At 65.0% G+C, this 17596-nt stretch carries 14 protein-coding genes; 9 read left to right on the top strand and 5 right to left on the bottom strand.

Annotated features, from left to right (window positions below; genetic code table 11):
• The first annotated feature begins 37 nt into the window (after nucleotides 1-37).
• Nucleotides 38-862: a phytanoyl-CoA dioxygenase family protein gene (locus tag ACQP1G_RS22235; protein WP_433207559.1), complete on the top strand. Its 825-nt coding sequence runs from the start codon at nucleotides 38-40 to the stop codon at nucleotides 860-862.
• 119 nt (nucleotides 863-981) lie between these two features.
• Here the strand turns inward: ACQP1G_RS22235 and ACQP1G_RS22240 are convergent, their stop codons facing one another.
• Nucleotides 982-2331 (bottom strand): family 1 glycosylhydrolase, encoded by a 1350-nt coding sequence (locus tag ACQP1G_RS22240; protein ID WP_433207562.1) that lies wholly within the window; start codon nucleotides 2329-2331, stop codon nucleotides 982-984.
• A gap of 478 nt (nucleotides 2332-2809) precedes the next feature.
• Between ACQP1G_RS22240 and ACQP1G_RS22245 the strand changes: the two genes are divergently transcribed.
• The 6 genes from ACQP1G_RS22245 to ACQP1G_RS22270 all read left to right on the top strand — a co-directional run bounded on the left by ACQP1G_RS22245 (nucleotide 2810) and on the right by ACQP1G_RS22270 (nucleotide 5693).
• Nucleotides 2810-2941: a hypothetical protein gene (locus ACQP1G_RS22245; RefSeq protein WP_433207564.1), complete on the top strand. Its 132-nt coding sequence runs from the start codon at nucleotides 2810-2812 to the stop codon at nucleotides 2939-2941.
• A gap of 162 nt (nucleotides 2942-3103) precedes the next feature.
• On the top strand, nucleotides 3104-3259 hold the full coding sequence (locus ACQP1G_RS22250; RefSeq protein WP_433207567.1) for a DUF6131 family protein: 156 nt from the start codon (nucleotides 3104-3106) through the stop codon (nucleotides 3257-3259).
• 187 nt (nucleotides 3260-3446) lie between these two features.
• Nucleotides 3447-3650, top strand: coding sequence for a hypothetical protein (locus ACQP1G_RS22255; RefSeq protein ID WP_433207570.1), 204 nt, complete (start codon nucleotides 3447-3449; stop codon nucleotides 3648-3650).
• A gap of 95 nt (nucleotides 3651-3745) precedes the next feature.
• Nucleotides 3746-4009, top strand: a complete 264-nt coding sequence (locus ACQP1G_RS22260; RefSeq protein ID WP_433207573.1) for a hypothetical protein — start codon at nucleotides 3746-3748, stop codon at nucleotides 4007-4009.
• Nucleotides 4006-5214: an AI-2E family transporter gene (locus ACQP1G_RS22265; RefSeq protein WP_433207576.1), complete on the top strand. Its 1209-nt coding sequence runs from the start codon at nucleotides 4006-4008 to the stop codon at nucleotides 5212-5214. Before ACQP1G_RS22260 ends, ACQP1G_RS22265 begins: the two co-directional genes overlap by 4 nt.
• 53 nt (nucleotides 5215-5267) lie before the next feature.
• Nucleotides 5268-5693, top strand: coding sequence for a DUF6585 family protein (locus ACQP1G_RS22270; RefSeq protein WP_433207579.1), 426 nt, complete (start codon nucleotides 5268-5270; stop codon nucleotides 5691-5693).
• 251 nt (nucleotides 5694-5944) lie between these two features.
• On the opposite strand, the gene ACQP1G_RS22275 is transcribed toward ACQP1G_RS22270, so the two are convergent.
• The 3 genes from ACQP1G_RS22275 to ACQP1G_RS22285 form a co-directional block, all read right to left on the bottom strand.
• The gene (locus ACQP1G_RS22275; protein ID WP_433207582.1) at nucleotides 5945-6892 is read right to left on the bottom strand and encodes an undecaprenyl-diphosphate phosphatase; all 948 of its coding nucleotides are present in this window, start codon (nucleotides 6890-6892) and stop codon (nucleotides 5945-5947) included.
• A gap of 169 nt (nucleotides 6893-7061) precedes the next feature.
• Nucleotides 7062-8300, bottom strand: coding sequence for a COG4705 family protein (locus ACQP1G_RS22280; RefSeq protein WP_433208720.1), 1239 nt, complete (start codon nucleotides 8298-8300; stop codon nucleotides 7062-7064).
• Nucleotides 8301-8807: 507 nt separating this feature from the next.
• The gene (locus tag ACQP1G_RS22285; protein WP_433207585.1) at nucleotides 8808-10991 is read right to left on the bottom strand and encodes a hypothetical protein; all 2184 of its coding nucleotides are present in this window, start codon (nucleotides 10989-10991) and stop codon (nucleotides 8808-8810) included.
• Nucleotides 10992-11760: 769 nt separating this feature from the next.
• On the opposite strand from ACQP1G_RS22285, the gene hrpB reads away from it, so the two are divergent.
• Complete coding sequence (gene hrpB / locus ACQP1G_RS22290) at nucleotides 11761-14202, top strand: ATP-dependent helicase HrpB (protein ID WP_433207588.1); 2442 nt, start codon at nucleotides 11761-11763, stop codon at nucleotides 14200-14202.
• A gap of 306 nt (nucleotides 14203-14508) precedes the next feature.
• Here the strand turns inward: hrpB and ACQP1G_RS22295 are convergent, their stop codons facing one another.
• Entirely contained in the window at nucleotides 14509-14997 is a 489-nt protein-coding gene (locus ACQP1G_RS22295; RefSeq protein ID WP_433207591.1) for a hypothetical protein, read from the bottom strand.
• 365 nt (nucleotides 14998-15362) lie between these two features.
• Between ACQP1G_RS22295 and ACQP1G_RS22300 the strand changes: the two genes are divergently transcribed.
• The gene (locus tag ACQP1G_RS22300; RefSeq protein ID WP_433207594.1) at nucleotides 15363-16109 is read left to right on the top strand and encodes a hypothetical protein; all 747 of its coding nucleotides are present in this window, start codon (nucleotides 15363-15365) and stop codon (nucleotides 16107-16109) included.
• Nucleotides 16110-17596 lie beyond the last annotated feature (1487 nt).

The following is a 17596-nucleotide window of genomic DNA, read 5'->3' on the forward strand; positions in this document are numbered from 1 at the left end:
GGCCATCGTAGGGGGCGGCTGACAGCGAAAGGATCCCATGCTCGACGACGCTCAGGTCGACTCGTTTATCACCGACGGATTTCTCAAACTGGAGCAGGCGTTTCCGAGCGAGGTGGCGGCCGAGGGACGGGCAATTCTGTGGCGTGCGACCGGATGCGACCCCGGGGACCGGTCGACCTGGACCCAACCGGTGATCCGGCTCGGCGACCTCGCCGACGAACCGTTCGAGCACGCGGTGACCGCGCCTGCGTTGGCGGAGGCGTTCGATCAGCTTGTCGGCCCGGGGCGCTGGTTGCCGCGAAACAGCCTCGGCACCTTTCCGATTCGCTTTCCGGTCGGCGGATCACCGGGCGACGACGGCTGGCATATCGACGTCAGTTTCCCCGGCGACGATCCTGCGGACTATCTCACCTGGCGAGTGAATCTCTGCTCGAAGGGCCGCGCCCTGCTGATGCTGTTCCTGTTCTCGGATGTCGGCGTCGACGACGCGCCGACCCGCATCCGGGTCGGGTCTCATCTACGGGTGCCCGCACTGCTGGCACCATTCGGGGAGGCGGGAGCGGACTTGGCGCAGTTCCCATACGTGTCGGCGACCGCCGATCTGCCCGAGGTGTCGGCCACCGGCCGTGCCGGTGATGTGTACCTCTGCCACCCGTTCCTGGTGCATGCTGCGCAGCGACATCGGGGCGAGGTGCCGCGGTTCATAGCCCAACCACCGTTGCTGTCTCGGAGCCCATGTGTGTTGGATCGGCCGGATGGTGCGTATTCGCCGGTCGAGCAAGCCATCCGCCACGGACTCGATGCCCAACTGCATGGCTCCACGGCGCTCGCTCCCGGGCATCACGGCGCGTTTAGATACTGAGGTCACGTGATGGACCGGCGGTTGCCCGCGAATGGGTGTCGATCGACTCGAGCGAGTGGGTGCGGCTCTCCGGCGGGGCCTTCGGGCGCCTCAGCGATCAGCAACCAGCGAGGACGCGGCTACGGGACCGCGATCGGGGGTAGGCAGCTGGCTGGTGGATCGACCAGGAAGCAGATCGCGGGGCTGCGGGTGGGGCGGTAGTCGGCGGGGACGCCGCCCGTGGCGATGAGCTGCGTGTAGGCGCCCACGGCATCGGTGGGGCGGCGAGTGAGGGCGGGGTCGGTGCGCACGTCGACGGTGTAGAGGCCGAATCGTGGTGTGTAACTGCCCCATTCGTAGTTGTCGGTGAGGCTCCAGTAGTTGTAGCCGATGACGTTCATGCCGTCGGCCTTGGCGCGCTGGATCCAGTAGACGGTGTCGCGCAGATGATCGCTGCGGGAGTAGCCGTCGGCCCGGGGACGGCCGTTGTCGGTGGGCATGCCGTTTTCGACGATGTAGAGCGGTTTGTTCGGGAAGCGTTGCGAATAGTGTTGCAGTGCGTAGTAGACGCCCTCTGTGCGTAAGGGCAGATCCCAGATGTTCGTGCCCGGCAGATTCGGAAGAGCAGATCCGGTGGCTCTGGTGATGGACCCGAGCAGCGACTGCGCCGGATCGTAGGCGAAGTAGTAGTCGATACCGACATAGTCGAGCCGGTACCCGACGCGGTCGATGAATTCCCCGTTGACCTCCGCCTCCGCACCGGCGACATAACCGACGTTGCTGGTCACCTGTGCGTCGGGCTGGATTTGGTGGATGTGATCGTAGATGGCGTTGTGTGCCTGCACGATCCGCTCCAGCATCTCACCGGGATCGGCGGCGCCGCGGCGGACCTCGTGCGATATGTAGGCGGCCGGTTCGTTCACGGTGACCCACAGCGGATTGCGGGAGGCATAGCGATCGACCACCTTGCGCATGTTGGTCAGCCAGTCGTCGACCATCTCCGGACTGCGCCAGCCTCCGCGGTCGACGGCCCAACCCGGGTACACCCAGTGGTCGAGGGTGATCATCGGTCGCATCCCCGCCCGCACGATGTTCGCGATGACGCCATCGTAGAAGCGGAGCGCACCCTCATCCCACATCCCCGGTGCCGGTTGCAGTCGGGCCCATTCGATCCCGATCCGGAACACCCGCACGCCGAGCGCGGCCGCCAAGTCGATGTCCGATGCATAGCGGTCATAGAAGTCGACCGAATCCTGCAATGCGTCGTAGTCGTGGTGCGCAGGGATATAGCGCGTCCAATTGCTATCGGGCGCATGGCCTTCGGACTGGAATCCGGAGGCCGCGACACCCCAGAGAAAACCCGGGTCCAGCGGCGGTGTGGCAGCGACCGGCCGGATCAGCGGCGCCGCTGGTGCATTCGTCCACAGCAGCATGGTCGACGCGGCGGCGGCGAGTATGGCCAGGGCATACCTACGAAACCGGAATCGCATCACCTCAGGGTAACTGGATGCGCGCCGTCGACGTGTGGATTGTGCGATAGCCGGCCCGGTTTCGCGGGTTTCCGCCACAGTGACCAAATGTGCCACGGACACAGAAGGTTTCGTCTCCTGGACAAACTCGGCTGCGATTTCGCTCAGCCCGCCCGGCCACGAAGTGCGGCGCGAGGCCCGGCATGTACTGGGAATTCAGCGTGATGCCCGCGCGCAGCAGTGGGGCGGCCTCGTCCAGCCCGACGGCGTTCGGGATCGATCACGGGTTCCGGGCCACCCGATTCAGGTCGCTACCGGAAGTGGTGATCGGTCGTACTCGAGTAGTTTCGGAACCTCCCGCCGGGATCATTGCCGAATACTGCTGGCCGGACTCGGTGCGGCTGACGTCGTATCGCCCGACCTGTTTCGAACAGCATCACCGGGGAAGTCAATAGTTGACCGTACCGAAACGGCATGGTCTCCGATCCGAGGAGGCACAGTGAGTGCCGTCGACAAAGTGAGGATAGCCGACGAGTTCCTCGGCAATATCAAGAAGAAGGTCGGCCGGGTAACCGGTAGTAAGGGCAAGACCAACGAGGGACGAGTCCAGGAAACCCCCAGGGTGATGTGAAGCGCGCCGGTGAGAACGTCAAGGCCGCCCTGCGGGACTGAACCAGCCGGTTCGTCTGGATCTATCGGCGATCGTGTGATGACCGACGGTGGTAGCCGCTCCTTATCGGCGTTGTGCCATATCCTTTAATCTCTCACAGTATTTTGAAATCAGGTGTTTATCATGATCATTCTCGGGCTAATCTTCCTCGTCGCCGGATTCCTTTTCGGAATTCCATTGCTGACTACAGTCGGAGTAATTGTCTTGATTATCGGCGCCGTGCTGATGGTTGCCGGGATGAGTGGCCGTGCTGTCGGCGGCCGGCGCCACTATTACTGATCGATATTCCGCCGGTCGAAATCGGCCGTGCTTATCCGTTGCGGCGACCCGAATAGAGGAGGAAACAGGTGAAGCGATCTGTACTCGACCACCGGATCAAGACGACCTCGATCCGCGAGAAGCGAATGCGAGAAACCGCCCGAGCGAACCGCGGTGGTCTGGGCCCGGTGCCCGGGGGAGGTGGGTGATGCGCCGGTTAGTGCCATTGCTGGTGCTCGTGTGGCTGATCGTCGGGGTGGTCGCGGCAGGTCAACGTGGCTACTTCACCGACCGGGACCAGAACTGCGCAAGCGTGGGAACCATCGCGGTCACGGTCATCGCCGGGCCCTTGAACTATGCGGGGGTCAACCCCAAGGTCACCAACTGCCATGTTCCCCAACCGAGCCCGTAATTCACGGCGCCGATCGCACGGTGAGCCGCTGTTTCCAAGATCGGCCTAAGGGTATGCCGACAAGGGATAATCGGTCGACGAAGAGGGCGGTTCCGATGCGCCGGGCACTCACGGTGGGTTTCGAAGAAGAGTTTCTGTTGGTCGATGTCGACGGCGCGCCGCTCTCCCGGGCCGATGAGGTACTGGGCTGGCTCGAGGCCGATCTCGAAGCCGACGATTCCGCCCGATTCGAACCCGGACACCTGGGCGTCGGCGATCTTGTCGATTCTTTTCGACTGACGAGCGACGGTATGACCGTTGCCGCCGACGGGCCCGATTTCTCCGCCTCATTAGCGCAATCCCGCGGACTCACGCCGTGAACGAGGACAACGACCGAGGCCGAACCGAGGAGCGCCACACCCCCGACGGGGCGGAGCAGGGCCACAGCGACCTGGTCGGGCAACCCCACACCTCCGATGAAGGCGGACCGATCATTTCCGCGGAAGCGGCGGCGGCGCGGGCCAGCACGACGCGAAACCCGTTGGGCAAGCCCGGGCGACCATTCGATCCGCGATCGCCGTTCATGGTCGGCATGGCAGGCGCAGCGGGAGTGGCGGTGACCTACGGCGCGATCCAAGCAGTGATCGCCGCGAGTCAAGTGCTGGTCTTGATCACCATCGCACTGTTCCTGGCAATAGGTCTCGAACCTGTCGTGTCGTGGCTGGTTCGGCCGTGGTTTCCGCGATGGGCCGCTGTGACCGCGGTATTCGTGGTCGCGATCGGCTTGTTGGCCGGGTTCCTTGCGGCCGCGATACCTCCGCTGGTCACCCAGGGCAGCGCGCTGGTCCACAACGCTCCGGACTACCTCGACCATCTTGGGCAACGATATCCACTCATCGACACCCTCAACACTCGCTTCCATCTGCAGGACCGGGCCCAGCAGGGGTTCGGTTCCGATCCGTCGAAGCTGGCCGGTGGTGTCCTGGGCGCGGGTCGCCTCGTGTTCAGCATCGTCAGCGGCACGGTGATCGTCGCGGTGCTCACCGGCTACTTCATGGCCAATTTCGCACAGGTTCGCGCGTCGATCTACCGGCTGTTTCCGCGTTCGCGCCGACCGCGCGCGATTCTGATCGGCGACGAGATCTTCGTGAAGGTCGGCGGCTACATCCTCGGGAATTTGGTCATTTCGGTGATAACCGCGGTATTGACCTTCATCTGGCTGCTGATCTTCGATGTGCCCTACCCGCTGCTGCTGGCCGTCCTGGTCGCCGTCCTCGACTTGATCCCGGTCGTGGGTTCCACCCTGGCCGGGATCATCGTGGCCCTGGTCGCGCTCACCGTGTCCCTGCCCGTCACGGTGGCCACCATCATCTTCTTCATCGTTCTGCGGTTATTCGAGGACTATGTTCTCGTGCCCAGAATCATCGGTAGAACGGTGCGGGTGCCGGCGATCGTGACGGTGGTGTCGGTGCTGCTCGGTGGTGCGTTGCTCGGGATCGTCGGTGCGCTGCTGGCCATCCCGGTCGCTGCCGCGGTGCTGCTGATCATCAGTGAAACGGTGTTGCCGTCGCTGGACGAGCGCTAGCTATCGGTGTTCGTCTCGATGAGGGGGCGGCGGACCATTCGTTCCGGTCGTCGGTGGCGTCGCCGAACTTTCCTTGGCCTTTACCATTCTTCGGGACCGACTTCTGGCAACGCGGCGGGTACACAGACCCACAGTATTGGGCTTCAACAATCCACGATTGCATCGTCAAAGCCCGTTTCGCCTCCGCCACAGCAGAACTCGACGCAGGCGGAACCCTCGACTTCGGCCCGATCCGCATCTCCGCGACCGACATTTCCGCCGACGGCCCGGCCACCCCCTGGCCCAGTATCCAGGAGGTAAGTGCCGATGTCGGGCGAGTCGGCATAACTGTCGACGGAAAATGGAAGCCACTGAAAGGCGCAGCGCTTGAATTGATTCCGAACTTCCGGCTGTTCATCGCACTCACGGACCACCGACGCCACCAAGCGAAGCCGGATGAACAAGAACCCGACAACAACGGCGAGCCGCAAACCGACTGATCAGCCGAACGTCGCTCGTCTGCACCGCACTTCAGATACCGTTGCCCGCCTGGCGGGGCTGGTGATGGCGCGTCTCATTCTGGTTGTTGCACGGCTTTCCGACCTCGGCCCAGGCTGCCGGCCGAAACCGAGCGTGGAGGTGTGGCGGTCCTGAGACGTCGATCGTCGGTGACCGAATGTCTTGCGCCGCAACTCCGTAACGGTGTTGCCCAAGGGGGAGCGCGGAGCCTGGGTGGGAGTCGTCGGCCGTATCAGCCTCGCAGGGTGAAGAATGCTGCGCTGCTGATGCCTGCGACCAGGCAGTAGATCGCGAATGGGGTGAGGGTTTTGGTCTCGAAGTAGGAGGTGAGGAATTTGACCGAGATGTAGGACAGCACACCCGCGACCATCGAGCCCGCCAGCGCCGGCCCGAGAATGTCGTGGTTCTCGGGCTTGAACAGTTCCGGCGTCTTCAGCACGCCTGCCGCGAGGATAACCGGGGTGGCCAGTAGGAAGGCGAAGCGGGCGGCGTCCTCGTGACGCAGGCCCTTGAACAGGCCCGCCACGATCGTACTGCCGGAGCGGCTGATGCCCGGGAACAGTGCTGCGATCTGGGCGGCTCCGATGAGCGTCGCGTTCTTGACGCTGAGCCGGGCCAGCCGCGCGTCCGAGGCGCGGTCCGGGTCGGTGACGGGCAGCACGACGGTGTCCTGCATGGACAGGTCGGCGGGCCGCCCGGTGGGGGTCAGCACCGGTTCGGCCTTCACGCGGTTGCGCAGCAGTTCCGCCGACAGCAGCACGAATCCGTTGAGCGCCAGGAAGATCGAGGTCGGGATGGGTGTGCCGAGGTAGTTGCGGACCGCCTTCTCCATGACCAGTCCGGCCAGGCCGACGGGCACGGTGGCGATGATCAGCAGTACGCCCGATCTGGCTTCGGGTGTACGGATTTCGCGGATGCGCACCGCGTCCCACAGTCCGCTGAGGATGCGAACCCAGTCGCGCCGGAAGAAGATGACCAGCGCCAGCGCGGTGGCCACATGCATGGCCACCAGCAGCGCCAGATAGGGCGAGTTCTCGGCGGACATGTCGAGGTCGCTGGCCCACTGCCCGCCGATCAAGGCCGGCATCAGGATGCTGTGCCCGAGACTGGACACCGGGAACAGCTCACTGACCCCTTGTAGTGCCCCGACGACGATGGATTCCAAATAGGTGATGGCCATGCGCTTTCCTGTGGTAGGTCCCTGTCGGGCTGTGTGATCGGCGTGTGTTCCGTGGGTGGGCCACCGGTGGATGTGCCGGGCGGCCGGGTGCTGGGCGGTGCTGGCAGGTCGATGAGTGAGCGTGTCGGTTCCAGCCCGCCGGAGCGAGGGGGTATCGGTGCGGGTCGGCTCAGCTGAGTGAGGTGAGCAAGGTTGTGAGGGTTCGGGTTTCGGTCGCCGGGTCGGGTTTGCTGGCGCGCAGCGCTTCGAGTGCGCTGTCGATCTGGGCGTCGAGGACATCCCATGCTGTTTTGTCCACGGGCTGCAAGGTGTCTTGGTCTTGGTCCCAGGCTGTTTCGAGGTCTTTGATCCGGGCCTTCGCGTCGTTGTGCTGTCCGGCTTGCACTTTGGTCAGGGTGTCCTGGGTGATGGTGCGGAATTTGGCGATCTCGCTCGGCGGGAACTGTGCGGTCATCTGCCCGGGCACCATGGTCGCGGCGGCGGGCGCGGCTTCTTCCTCGCTCGCGGACGCGGTGGGGTGCGGCTGAGCCGACGCCCACACCAGCAACACCGCGGCCAGCGCAGTGACGAGTGCGTAGTAGCCGAGCATGAGCCGCTCCCGGGCCGAGTCGGCGGCGGCGGTGGTGGCTGCCGGTTGCTGATGGTCGATGACGTCGCGGCGGCTGCGGGTGAGGTAGACGACGGTGGCGAGGATCGCGGTGAGGAATATGACGCTGGTGAGGGCGGTACCCACGCCGAGGCCGTGGTCGGCGGTCGGGGAGGAGAACCAGTCGCCGAGGTTCGCCCCCAGCGGCCGGGTCAGGATATAGGCGAGCCAGAACGACAGCACGGTGTTGGCGCCCAGCCGCCACCCGAGCACGATCGCCGCGATCAGACCGGCCGGCAGCAGCACCGACACGCCCGGGCCCCACCCGGTGACCGTCAGCGTCCAGTCGCCTGCCGCGGTGCCGAGTGCGAAGTTGACCAGAACGGCGAGCCAATAGAACAACTCGCGCGGTGTGGTGACGATGCTGTGGATCGATAGCGTCCGCTCCCGCGCGAACCACACGCTGAACACGACCGCCAAGACCGCGGCGAAGACGCCGGTGCTCACCGCCAGAGGAACAGCGAGATTGTCGGTGAGGATGTCGGTGTACAGCGTGCCGGTCACACTGAGCACGACGACAGTCAGCCAGTACACGAACGGCACATAGCGGTCCAGGCGCAACTGCCAGCCCAGCACCGCAGCGAGGACCACGGTGAACAGCAACGCCGTCAGGTTCAGCCCCACGCCCAGCGACATGTTGATCCAGTCGGCGAAGCTCTCGCCGACGGTGGTACACAGGATCTTGATGATCCAGAACCATGCGGTGACTTCGGGCACCTTGCTGAGCATGCGTCCGGTCGCGCCGCCCCCGGAATTCATCATCTTCCTCACGGCGCGCACGGTAGTGATCGGTCGCTGTGACAGCGCTGAGAAACCATCGTGTCCCACCTGGCTGGGCATGTCTGCTGCATCCTCTTTGCAGAAGGCGAGCATCCTGAACAGGTTCAGCCGCAGCGATCGATCCCATCCACGGCACCAGCGTGGACTTGCGCGCCTGGTCGGTTGAAGCCGACGAGGTGAAATTGGTGGATTCAATCGGTCGTCGCAACACCTTTGATATGGAGGTGTGGGATGGAACGGCCGCGGGATCGGGCGACAGCTGCTACCGGAAGGCTGGCGATGTTCTCCGGGGCGGCTGCCGGTGGCGCGGCGTGAGCACCGGCAGCGTTTCTGGGAAGCGATCGCGCGCGGCGCGACGAGTGAGAACGCGGGCATAGAAGCTGGCCCGGCACGCCGAGCCAGCGATCGATACCGGCATGGTCGAACAGGCCGGGAAGCGCCGTGGGCTTTCCAGCGCACAGGCACTTCCCGGTGTTTCGTGGTGGCGGGTCAGAGATCCATGAGATCGGCTGCGAGACTGGACAATTCGTTCTTGTAGGTCGCGGCGAGTCCGACCAGCGAGTTGGCTTGGGCCTCCTGCGCTTTGACCATGGTTTCGAGAACCATCACCCTTCGTCGAAGTTTCGCGATGATCCTCGCCTGATCGCTGATGATCGCTTCATGATCGCTGATTCTTGCCACTGCACCGGCGGCAGCCGCTTTCTCGGTGGCCAGGACGACTGAACTCGAATAGGTCACCAGGTCCTCTGCTCCGACCGCCACCGACTCCACTTCCTGTTCGGACTCGACGCCTGCGTCGTCGGTCGCTGCCACATCTTCGGCTACGTCACTCTCGATGGGACTGTCCTCAGCCGCTTGCTCGACCTCACTAGAGGTTTCGCCCCCGGCTACCTCCTCACGTTCCACAACCGCCACCGCTGCCTCGGCTTCCGGTTCGGCCGCAGCCTCCGCAACCGCGGGCACTTCCACTTCCTCGGCTACCGCTTGTGCTTCGGTGACCACTTCCGCCTCGGTGGCCTCGGTCGCGCCCTCTTCTTCAGCTACCTCGACGTCAACCACTTCGGCCACCGTCTCGTCCTGCGTGGGCGTTTCGCTTTCGGCGGCCACCTCCTCGCCGGTGGCTTCGGTCTCGACCTCCTCCTGACCGTCAGCTGTCGCGTCTTCTTCGGCTGCTTCCACACCCACCGCCGCAGATTCCGCTGTGGCTACGGCCTGCGCTGCTGCCTCACCTTCGGTTACCGGCTGTTCCTGTTCAATCGGCTCGACCACCTCGGCACGCTCGGCAACGGGTGGCACCGCCGCAGCTGCCTCGGCCGCCGACTTCGTCACGCCGGCTGCTTCGGCCTCAACTACTTCAGCCTCGGCCGCCTCCTCGCCGTCGGTGGGTTCCTCGCTTCCAGCGGCCACCTCCGCTGCAGCGACCTGCGCCCCTTCGGCCTCCGAATCCTCCGCAACGGTCGATTCAGCCTCGGCGACTACTGCATCGCCTTCTTCTGCGGCGATGTCCTCGCCAGCCGTTGTTTCAGTGACGTCCGCACCGTCTTCAGCGACCACCTCCGCATCAGAGGCATTGGCCATCTTCTCCTCGGCCACCGTTACCCCACTTGTGCCGGTGTCGGCGTCTTCGGTGATCTCGACCGTGGCTTCGGCCTCGACTGCCGGCTCGGCGTCGGGCATTTCACCTTCGGCGACTGCTTCGACCTCAATCGCAGCAACGGCAGCGGTCTCCACCGCCGACTCCGCGCCTTCGGCCGATCCTTCTGCGTCAGCGTCAGGTTGGGCCTCGGCAGCTTCATTCTCGGCAGCAACTTCGTCTTCGGCGGCCTCCGCCTCCGTATCGTCGGCCGCACCCGCGACCTCGACTCCGTCGGCCTCGACTGCCCCCTCGATTTGCGGCACTTCATCTTCGCCTGCTGTTTCGGCTTCAGTCTCTGCGGCAACAGCATCGGCGTCCGCCACCGGCGCTACCGCTTCAGCGTCAGGCTGAGCCTCGGCAGCACCTTCGTCTTCGGCAGCCGAGGCCTCGGCCGCGTCGGCAACCTCGGCCTCGACTGTCGGGTCGGCTTGCAACACTTCATCTTCGACTGCCGCAGCATGGGTGACCGCCTCACCCTCGGCAACCGAATCGCTCTCGGCGGCCCAGGGTTCACTGACGTCGAGAGCCTCAGCTACGGGTTCCGCCTCGGCGTCGGCGACGGTCTCACCCTCAGCCGCCACCACTTCACTCTCAGCAAATGCGGATTCAGCGTGCGGCGCCTCGGTATCCTCGGTCGCAGCGTCGGGCTCCCGCTCGGCGGCCACATCGTCCTCAGCCACCGATGCCGTAATCTGCTGGGCTGCTTCCCCTTCAGCAACCGCTGCTTCGCTCTCAGCCGCTGCTTCGCTCTCAGCCGCTGCTTCGCTCTCAGCCGCTGCTTCGCTCTCAGCCGCTGCTTCGCTCTCAGCCGCTGCTTCGCTCTCAGCCGCTGCTTCGCTCTCAGCCGCTGCTTCGCCCTCGGCCGCTGCTTCGCCCTCAGCGAGCACCACTTCGCCCTCATCCGTCGGCGCTTCGACCTCGGCTGCGGTGGCTGTCTCCGGCTCGGTCACCGCCACCTCGCCTTCGGTAGCTGTCGTCTCCTCCTCGGCGGCGGCCGCGTCGTCGGTGGTCTGCGCCCGGTCGTCGGTCGTTGTCATAATTGTCTGCCCTTTCGAACACTGCGATCGTTCCCCGGCTCGAGACCCCGGGGCCTACAGCCTCGCACGGGATCGAGGTTGCTGCTTCCGAATCCGGCAGTGCTGGTATGCAATTCAGCAGAAGTACGTAGTGGACACCAATCTGTAACCAAAATTGCCGGTGACGTCGTGCAAGCTTGTCTCGAGCGGCTTCACCCGGTCACGCCACCGCGTACGCACGACCCAGGAAAATTGATGATGCTGATATGTTGCTGCGCCAGGGTGAAATTCGGGTCAGAGCTAATTCGGCCGGCGCGACCTGGCCGCACTGATCGTGGTCACCCCTGCAGGACCGCGCCCCCGCACGTCGGTGGCTATCAGCGCCGAGCACCTGGAGCAGGGGCCGGGAACGTGGCCGGACGCAACGGGACCTTGGATTGTTGACCGGACTCGCGATGCAAACCTCGTGCGTACGTGACCACGAAACCAACTCGGTTCAGTGAACATCCGATACCTGTTGCGAGGAGCGGTTCCTTGAAAGCCCTGGGTTCGTAGGACCAGGGCAGCGCGTCACCACGCCGACGATGTTGGCCGCAATGCCTCGGTGGGTGGCGTTGAGCGCTGATGTAATAGGCATTTCCGCCGGGGTGGACTCGTTGCCGACTCCACTGCCTTGCGGCATTTCTGCTTGCCGTTGATCCGATCGGCACAAAATACGGGGCGACCTATCGCAATCCGTGCGGTGGGTAGGACGTCGTTGATCGGAGCCGAGACGGCAGACTTGTCGGTAATGAAACTGCCTGAGCTTCCTGATCTACCGGTCCGCGGTGTTCTCGATCGTATTGTCGGGACGTTGGCCGAACGCGAGACTGCCGTGCTGGTCGCGCCGCCGGGGACCGGGAAGACGACCTTGGTGCCGTTGGCGTTGGCCTCGGGGACTGCGGGGCGGGTGCTGGTGGCCGAGCCTCGACGGTTGGCGGCTCGGGCCGCAGCTGGGCGGATGGCTGCTTTGCTGGGGGAGTCGGTGGGGGAGACCGTCGGATACTCGGTCCGAGGGGATCGGCGAGTAGGGCGGGAGACTCAGGTGGAGGTCGTCACGTCGGGGTTGCTGGTGCGACGGTTGCAGAGCGATCCCGAGTTGGCGGGGGTTGATGTGGTTTTGCTCGACGAGTGTCATGAGCGGCATCTCGACGCGGATCTGTTGTTGGCGCTGCTACTCGATGCTCGGGCCGGGTTGCGGCCGGATCTGCGAGTGCTTGCTACGTCGGCGACTGTTGCGGCTGAACGGCTTTCGGTGCTGTTGGGTGGGGATCGTGCGGCGCCGGTGGTGCAGGTCCAAGGGCGGACCTATCCGGTGGACATGACGTATGTTCCGTCGTTGCCACGCGAGCGGGTCGAAGCGCAGGTAGCGCGCGCCACCCGGGCCGCGCTTGCCGGAACCGAGGGTGACGTGCTGGTCTTCCTGCCCGGGGCAGCCGAAATCCGCCGGACGACAGCGCTGCTGGCCGACGTGGACGGGGTGGATCTCGTTCCGTTGCACGGCAGACTCTCCGCTGCGGGGCAGGACATAGCGTTGCGGCCCGGGCCGCGGCGGCGAGTGGTGTTGTCCACAGCGGTAGCAGAGTCCAGTTTGACGGTGCCCGGGGTGCGGGCGGTGGTGGATTCGGGGCTGGCTCGGGTGCCACGCATCGATCGGGGGCGGGGGCTGTCCGGGCTTGCGACAGTTCGAGTCTCGGCGGCGGTGGCCGAGCAGCGCGCTGGGCGTGCCGGGCGTGAGGCTCCGGGGCGGGTGTGGCGATGCTGGCCGGAATACGAGCACAGCACGCTGCCTGCCTATCCGGAGCCGGAGATTCGGACGGCGGATCTGACGCGGTTGGCGTTGGAACTGGCGTGTTGGGGCACGGCTGACGGTCATGGCCTCGCATGGTGGGATGCTCCGCCGCCAGGTGGGTTGGCGGCCGGCCGGGATGTCTTGCGCGCGTTGGGCGCCGTGAACGCAGATGGTGATGTGACCGACCGTGGGCGGCGCATCGCCCGGATCGGGCTGCATCCTCGGTTGGCGCGGGCGTTGCTCGACGGGGCGGCCGAGGTCGGTGCGCGGGCGGCTGCGGAAGTGGTCACTGTCCTCGACGACGACACCCTTGTGTCCGGAGTCGATCTCACGGCCGGTCTGCGTGTGCTGCGGCGCGAGCGGTCGGCGCGCTGGCGGCGGGAGGTCGAGCGGCTGGCTGGATTGGTCGAGGCGTCGGACGGGGTCGACGATCCGGCTTTCGTTGTCGCACTGGCTCATCCGGAGCGGCTGGCGCGACGGCGCGCCCCGGGTTCGGCGAGCTATCTCATGGTCGGCGGCACGGCGGTGACGCTGCCGCCCGGCTCCGGAACAGGTGATGCGGAGTGGCTGGCGGTCGGCGTCGCGACTCGCGATCCGGGGCGTTCCGACGGGTGGATACGGTTGGCTGCGGTCGCCGATGAACAGCTGGCCCGCCGTGCCGCATCGAGCCTGCTGACGACCGTCGAGGAGGTCGATTGGATCGACGGCGATGTGGTCGCCCGGCGGGTCGAACGACTGGGGGCGATCGTGTTGTCGGTGAAGCTGATTCGTGACCCCGATCGCCGATCGCTCGGCGCTGCGGTCCGTCGTGGACTGAGCTCGACCGGTCTCGGCCTGCTGCGCTGGGATTCCGATGCGATCGCCTTGCGCCAGCGCCTCGACTTCCTACACCGCACCCTCGGTGCCCCCTGGCCGTCGGTCGATGACGAGTCGCTGCTCGCCGCCGCCGACACCTGGCTCGGCCCCGAGCTTGCCGCCGCCCGCTGCCGCGCCGACCTCGAACGCATCGACGCCGGACAGGCACTGCGTCGCATGCTGCCCTGGCCGGACGCCGCCCGTATGGACGAACTGGCGCCAGAACGCTTAGAGGTCCCCTCCGGCAGCCGCCCCCGCCTCGACTACTCGACCGACCCGCCGGTGCTCGCGGTCAAAGTGCAGGAAGTCTTCGGTTGGACAGACGCACCACGCGTGGCCCATGGCCGCGTCCCGATCGTGCTGCATCTGCTCTCACCCGCCCAACGTCCGGTCGCAGTCACCGCAGATCTGGCATCCTTCTGGCGCACCGGTTGGCCACAAGTCCGCGCCGATCTCCGCGGCCGTTACCCCAAACACGCCTGGCCGGAAGACCCCACTACCGTGCCCGCCCACCGCGGCACTGCTCGCAACGCCGGCCGCGGCTAGCCAAAGACCCCCACGCTGCCCTCTCGCTCTGGCTATGCGGTGGGTATCGGACCGCAGCAAATCTCATCGCCGATACCGTGCTGCCGATGCTGACCGATGCGCGGTGGAGCGTTCTGAGTTGTAGCCGATGGGAGCGCCCCCGGACCGGGCGACAAGAGGCGGCGATCGCCGCCCACCCCTGAGAACACGTGGATGCTGCCACCGCCGGACAACGCCACCCATGTGAACGGGTGGTGTGGCGGGACAGCTGCAGTCGGACGCGCTAGCCGATGGTCGAACGCTGTTCGGCCGCAGCCGAATCGGCACCTACCGAGCAGCCAGCGATGATTCTCCACGTGACGCCTGCGGGAGTTGCTCGAGTCCGTCGGGGGTGTACAGACGCACCGCTCGAACCGCGGCGGCGACCGCTACGAGCGGGGGTATGCGATGGCCGTGTCCGCCGCCCGCCGACCATGCGAGGCCAGGTCCCGAAACGGCTGGCAGGCGCCATACGGCGCGGCCGACGTGCAGCACTGCCCCGCAGTGTTCGAGGTACTCGATGGCCCGATCGGCTTTGCTGATGCCGGTGACGAGCCGGATATGGCGCCCGACCGGACCACCGATAGCGATGGTCGGTCCCGACAGGCCGTTGTCCTGGAAGAACAACTCCACCCCGATTCGCAGCGGAGCGGGTAACTCGATTCCGGCGCGTTCCTCGCCGAACGTCACCACGATCGTGTCGTCGGCGTGGCCGATCGACCAATCGAACCGATTGGCCGTGGTGGTGGGTTCGGCGGCGGAGGTCGTGGATGTCATCGGATTCGCAATCAGTGTGTCCTCCCGTTTCGAGCAACGACAGTGTTCGCGGAACGCACATCTGCCCAGACGTCGGTGGCGGGACGACATATCGTTACGCTGGCCGATCGATTGGGGGAGGACATCGGGCATTCGCCTTGCCCGAGGTCTGCAATCTGGGGTCCAGGTTTGTTCGAGCTGGGATGTCGTGGACCGCAAGACCGTTTCGGTTGATGCCGTCGAAATCGAGCGAAAAGTAGCTACGTACCGACTGATCGGCACAATGCAAATATCTGGCTATCTAATTTGCCATGAGAAGAAATTTAATTGAGATCGATCCGGTAAATCTGTGAACTGTGAGTATCTCCGAGCTAGAGTCCTTGGCTATGACCGATGGACAGGTGGACGGCTGCGGGTATTCCTTTGCGCGCGATATGTGGGCAACCGAGAGGTTGTGGCTGTCACGGTCCGTGCGGACAATCCTGGTCGGACTCGCCGGCCAACTGAGCGGGCTCGGACCACAGGCATGGACTCGCTATGAGGATGGTGAGCTGGAATTCGCGCAGGCGCGTGAGTTCCAACTAGCCCTGCTGCGAGTGCACAGTGTGCTCGCGAGCGAGATCGACGCCGGGATGTCGGAAGCTGCTGCCGCCGCGCTCGACAATACGGCCGGGCTGGGCGACGTTGCCTCCGTCACGGGCCTGGACCGGGCGCATGCCTATGAGCGCTGGGGTGCCCTCACCGCGGTCGGTGAACGTATCGCACTCATCATCTCGCAGCCGTGGCCGGATGCCGGGCCGTCTGCCCTTCGGTCCCCGGAAGGACTCTATGAGCGAGATCGGCGATGGTGGCGGGTGAACAGCGCGGCGAGACGCAATGCCCATCACGCCATCGTTGTCGTCGACCGACTGGTCCAGCGGGTATACGCGATCGACCCGGACGGTTGGCAACCGGATTCCACGGGAACACGGTGGGAGTTCCGGGCACTCGGGGCGGAACCGCTGTCGCAGATCCACGTGGACCGTGCCTACGAAAACGGTCACCTACCAGTCCGATTGGGCGACCCCTATCCCGCCCGGCTGGATCGCGGGTGCGTCCCCAGGTACTTCTCGGATGTGCACAATGGCAGGTGAACGGGCCACCTGGAGCGAGATGTCGTCGGGGCGTCCGGCAGCCGCGGGCGATGCCGAACTCTCGGATCGCTTGGACGGACTCATCGCCGAATGGGAGACCGGGTACGGTCCGCCGCTGCTGACGGCCGTCGACCTGGCGTCACCGTCACTGTCCATGCGCGCGGATCTCGCTGAGCAGATTCGGCCGGGGGGATACCGACCTACCGAAGCCGAGATGTCCGGCACGGCTGGCCGACTTGTCGTAATCCAGCGCTCGAATCGGACATGGTCGGAAGGGGGCGCGCGGGCGATTGCGGCGTCGATCGATGACGAATATTCCGACGATCGGAACGCGGTGTCATGCCCTATCACAATCCGATGTCAGCCGGCCGCTCGCGAGGAAGCAAACTTTCGGTATGCGCGTTGCCCGATTTTCCGACATTTGCTCGCATCTATCACCTATTTCTCGGGAGAAGCCGGTCGGGACATTGCGGCTGTGGTTGCGTGTTGGCTCATGGCTGCCGGAGTACGGCCGCGCACTTCAGCGGGTCCGTCTGATATGGCCTGGCTCATGCGGCGCGTGTCGCAGCGTGCGCACTTCTCATATGGTGCACAATGCGTCGATGTCAGGAAAAGGCGACTCTGGGGCAAGGAGGCGTCGTGGGCTCGTTGGCTGGATCGGTGACATCGACACCATTAGTGGGATGGTGTCGGAGCTGCCGGATAAGAACTGCTGGACACCTGCGGAGCCGGGGGTACCGGCCCGAGGGGCGGATGCGGCACCCGCTGTCGGCAGCTGCGGTGGACGATGATGGTCTGCGAGATGACCTGCGCGACTACGTGATCGGGCATGTGCGGCCGACCCGCGACCCGCCACATAACCTCACTACCCAGCGCCCTCATCACCGATCACGAAGGTGTGCTGGAGTACTAGAGGATGACACGGGGTGACGCCACGCCGTAGCGGTAGCGGTCTTTACGTGAGAGCCGCACCGGAATCGCAGGCCAACTCGGTAAGAGGGCTCCGAATTTACATCCCTCACGATTTATCTGACCGTCGGGCAACGGGCGCGGCGGTGTTCGGTGTCGCAACCGATCGAATCACACCTTCCGCCCGCGGAACTCATCGATTCACGTCGAGTGCGAGACATCAAAGCCGGTGTTCAGTAGCATTAGATGGATGTGGCGCAACGGGTCTCCATATATTGCGGGCGCAGAAGGTTCCTACACGGCGTTCCGGCGCGTGGACGTGCGAGCATCTTGTCTTTTGAAGGGCAGAGTAATGTTCGAAGCGGCAGCCGCCCCGGGTCAAGCCTAACTTTGGGGTTGCGATCCCGAACCGAGGTGGGGTGCGGGAATCGGCCACTTCGACAACGCAGATTTCATTTGATACGGACATACCGTACGTAGTTCGACACGTCCGGTGAGGTCTCCATGGACCTCGCGTGAGCAGGGTTTTCTGGACGTCTACACGCGTGCGGCGGCACATCGTCATATCGCCGTTACGG

It is taken from the genome of Nocardia sp. CA-107356 (assembly GCF_050946365.1).
Taxonomy (GTDB): domain Bacteria; phylum Actinomycetota; class Actinomycetes; order Mycobacteriales; family Mycobacteriaceae; genus Nocardia.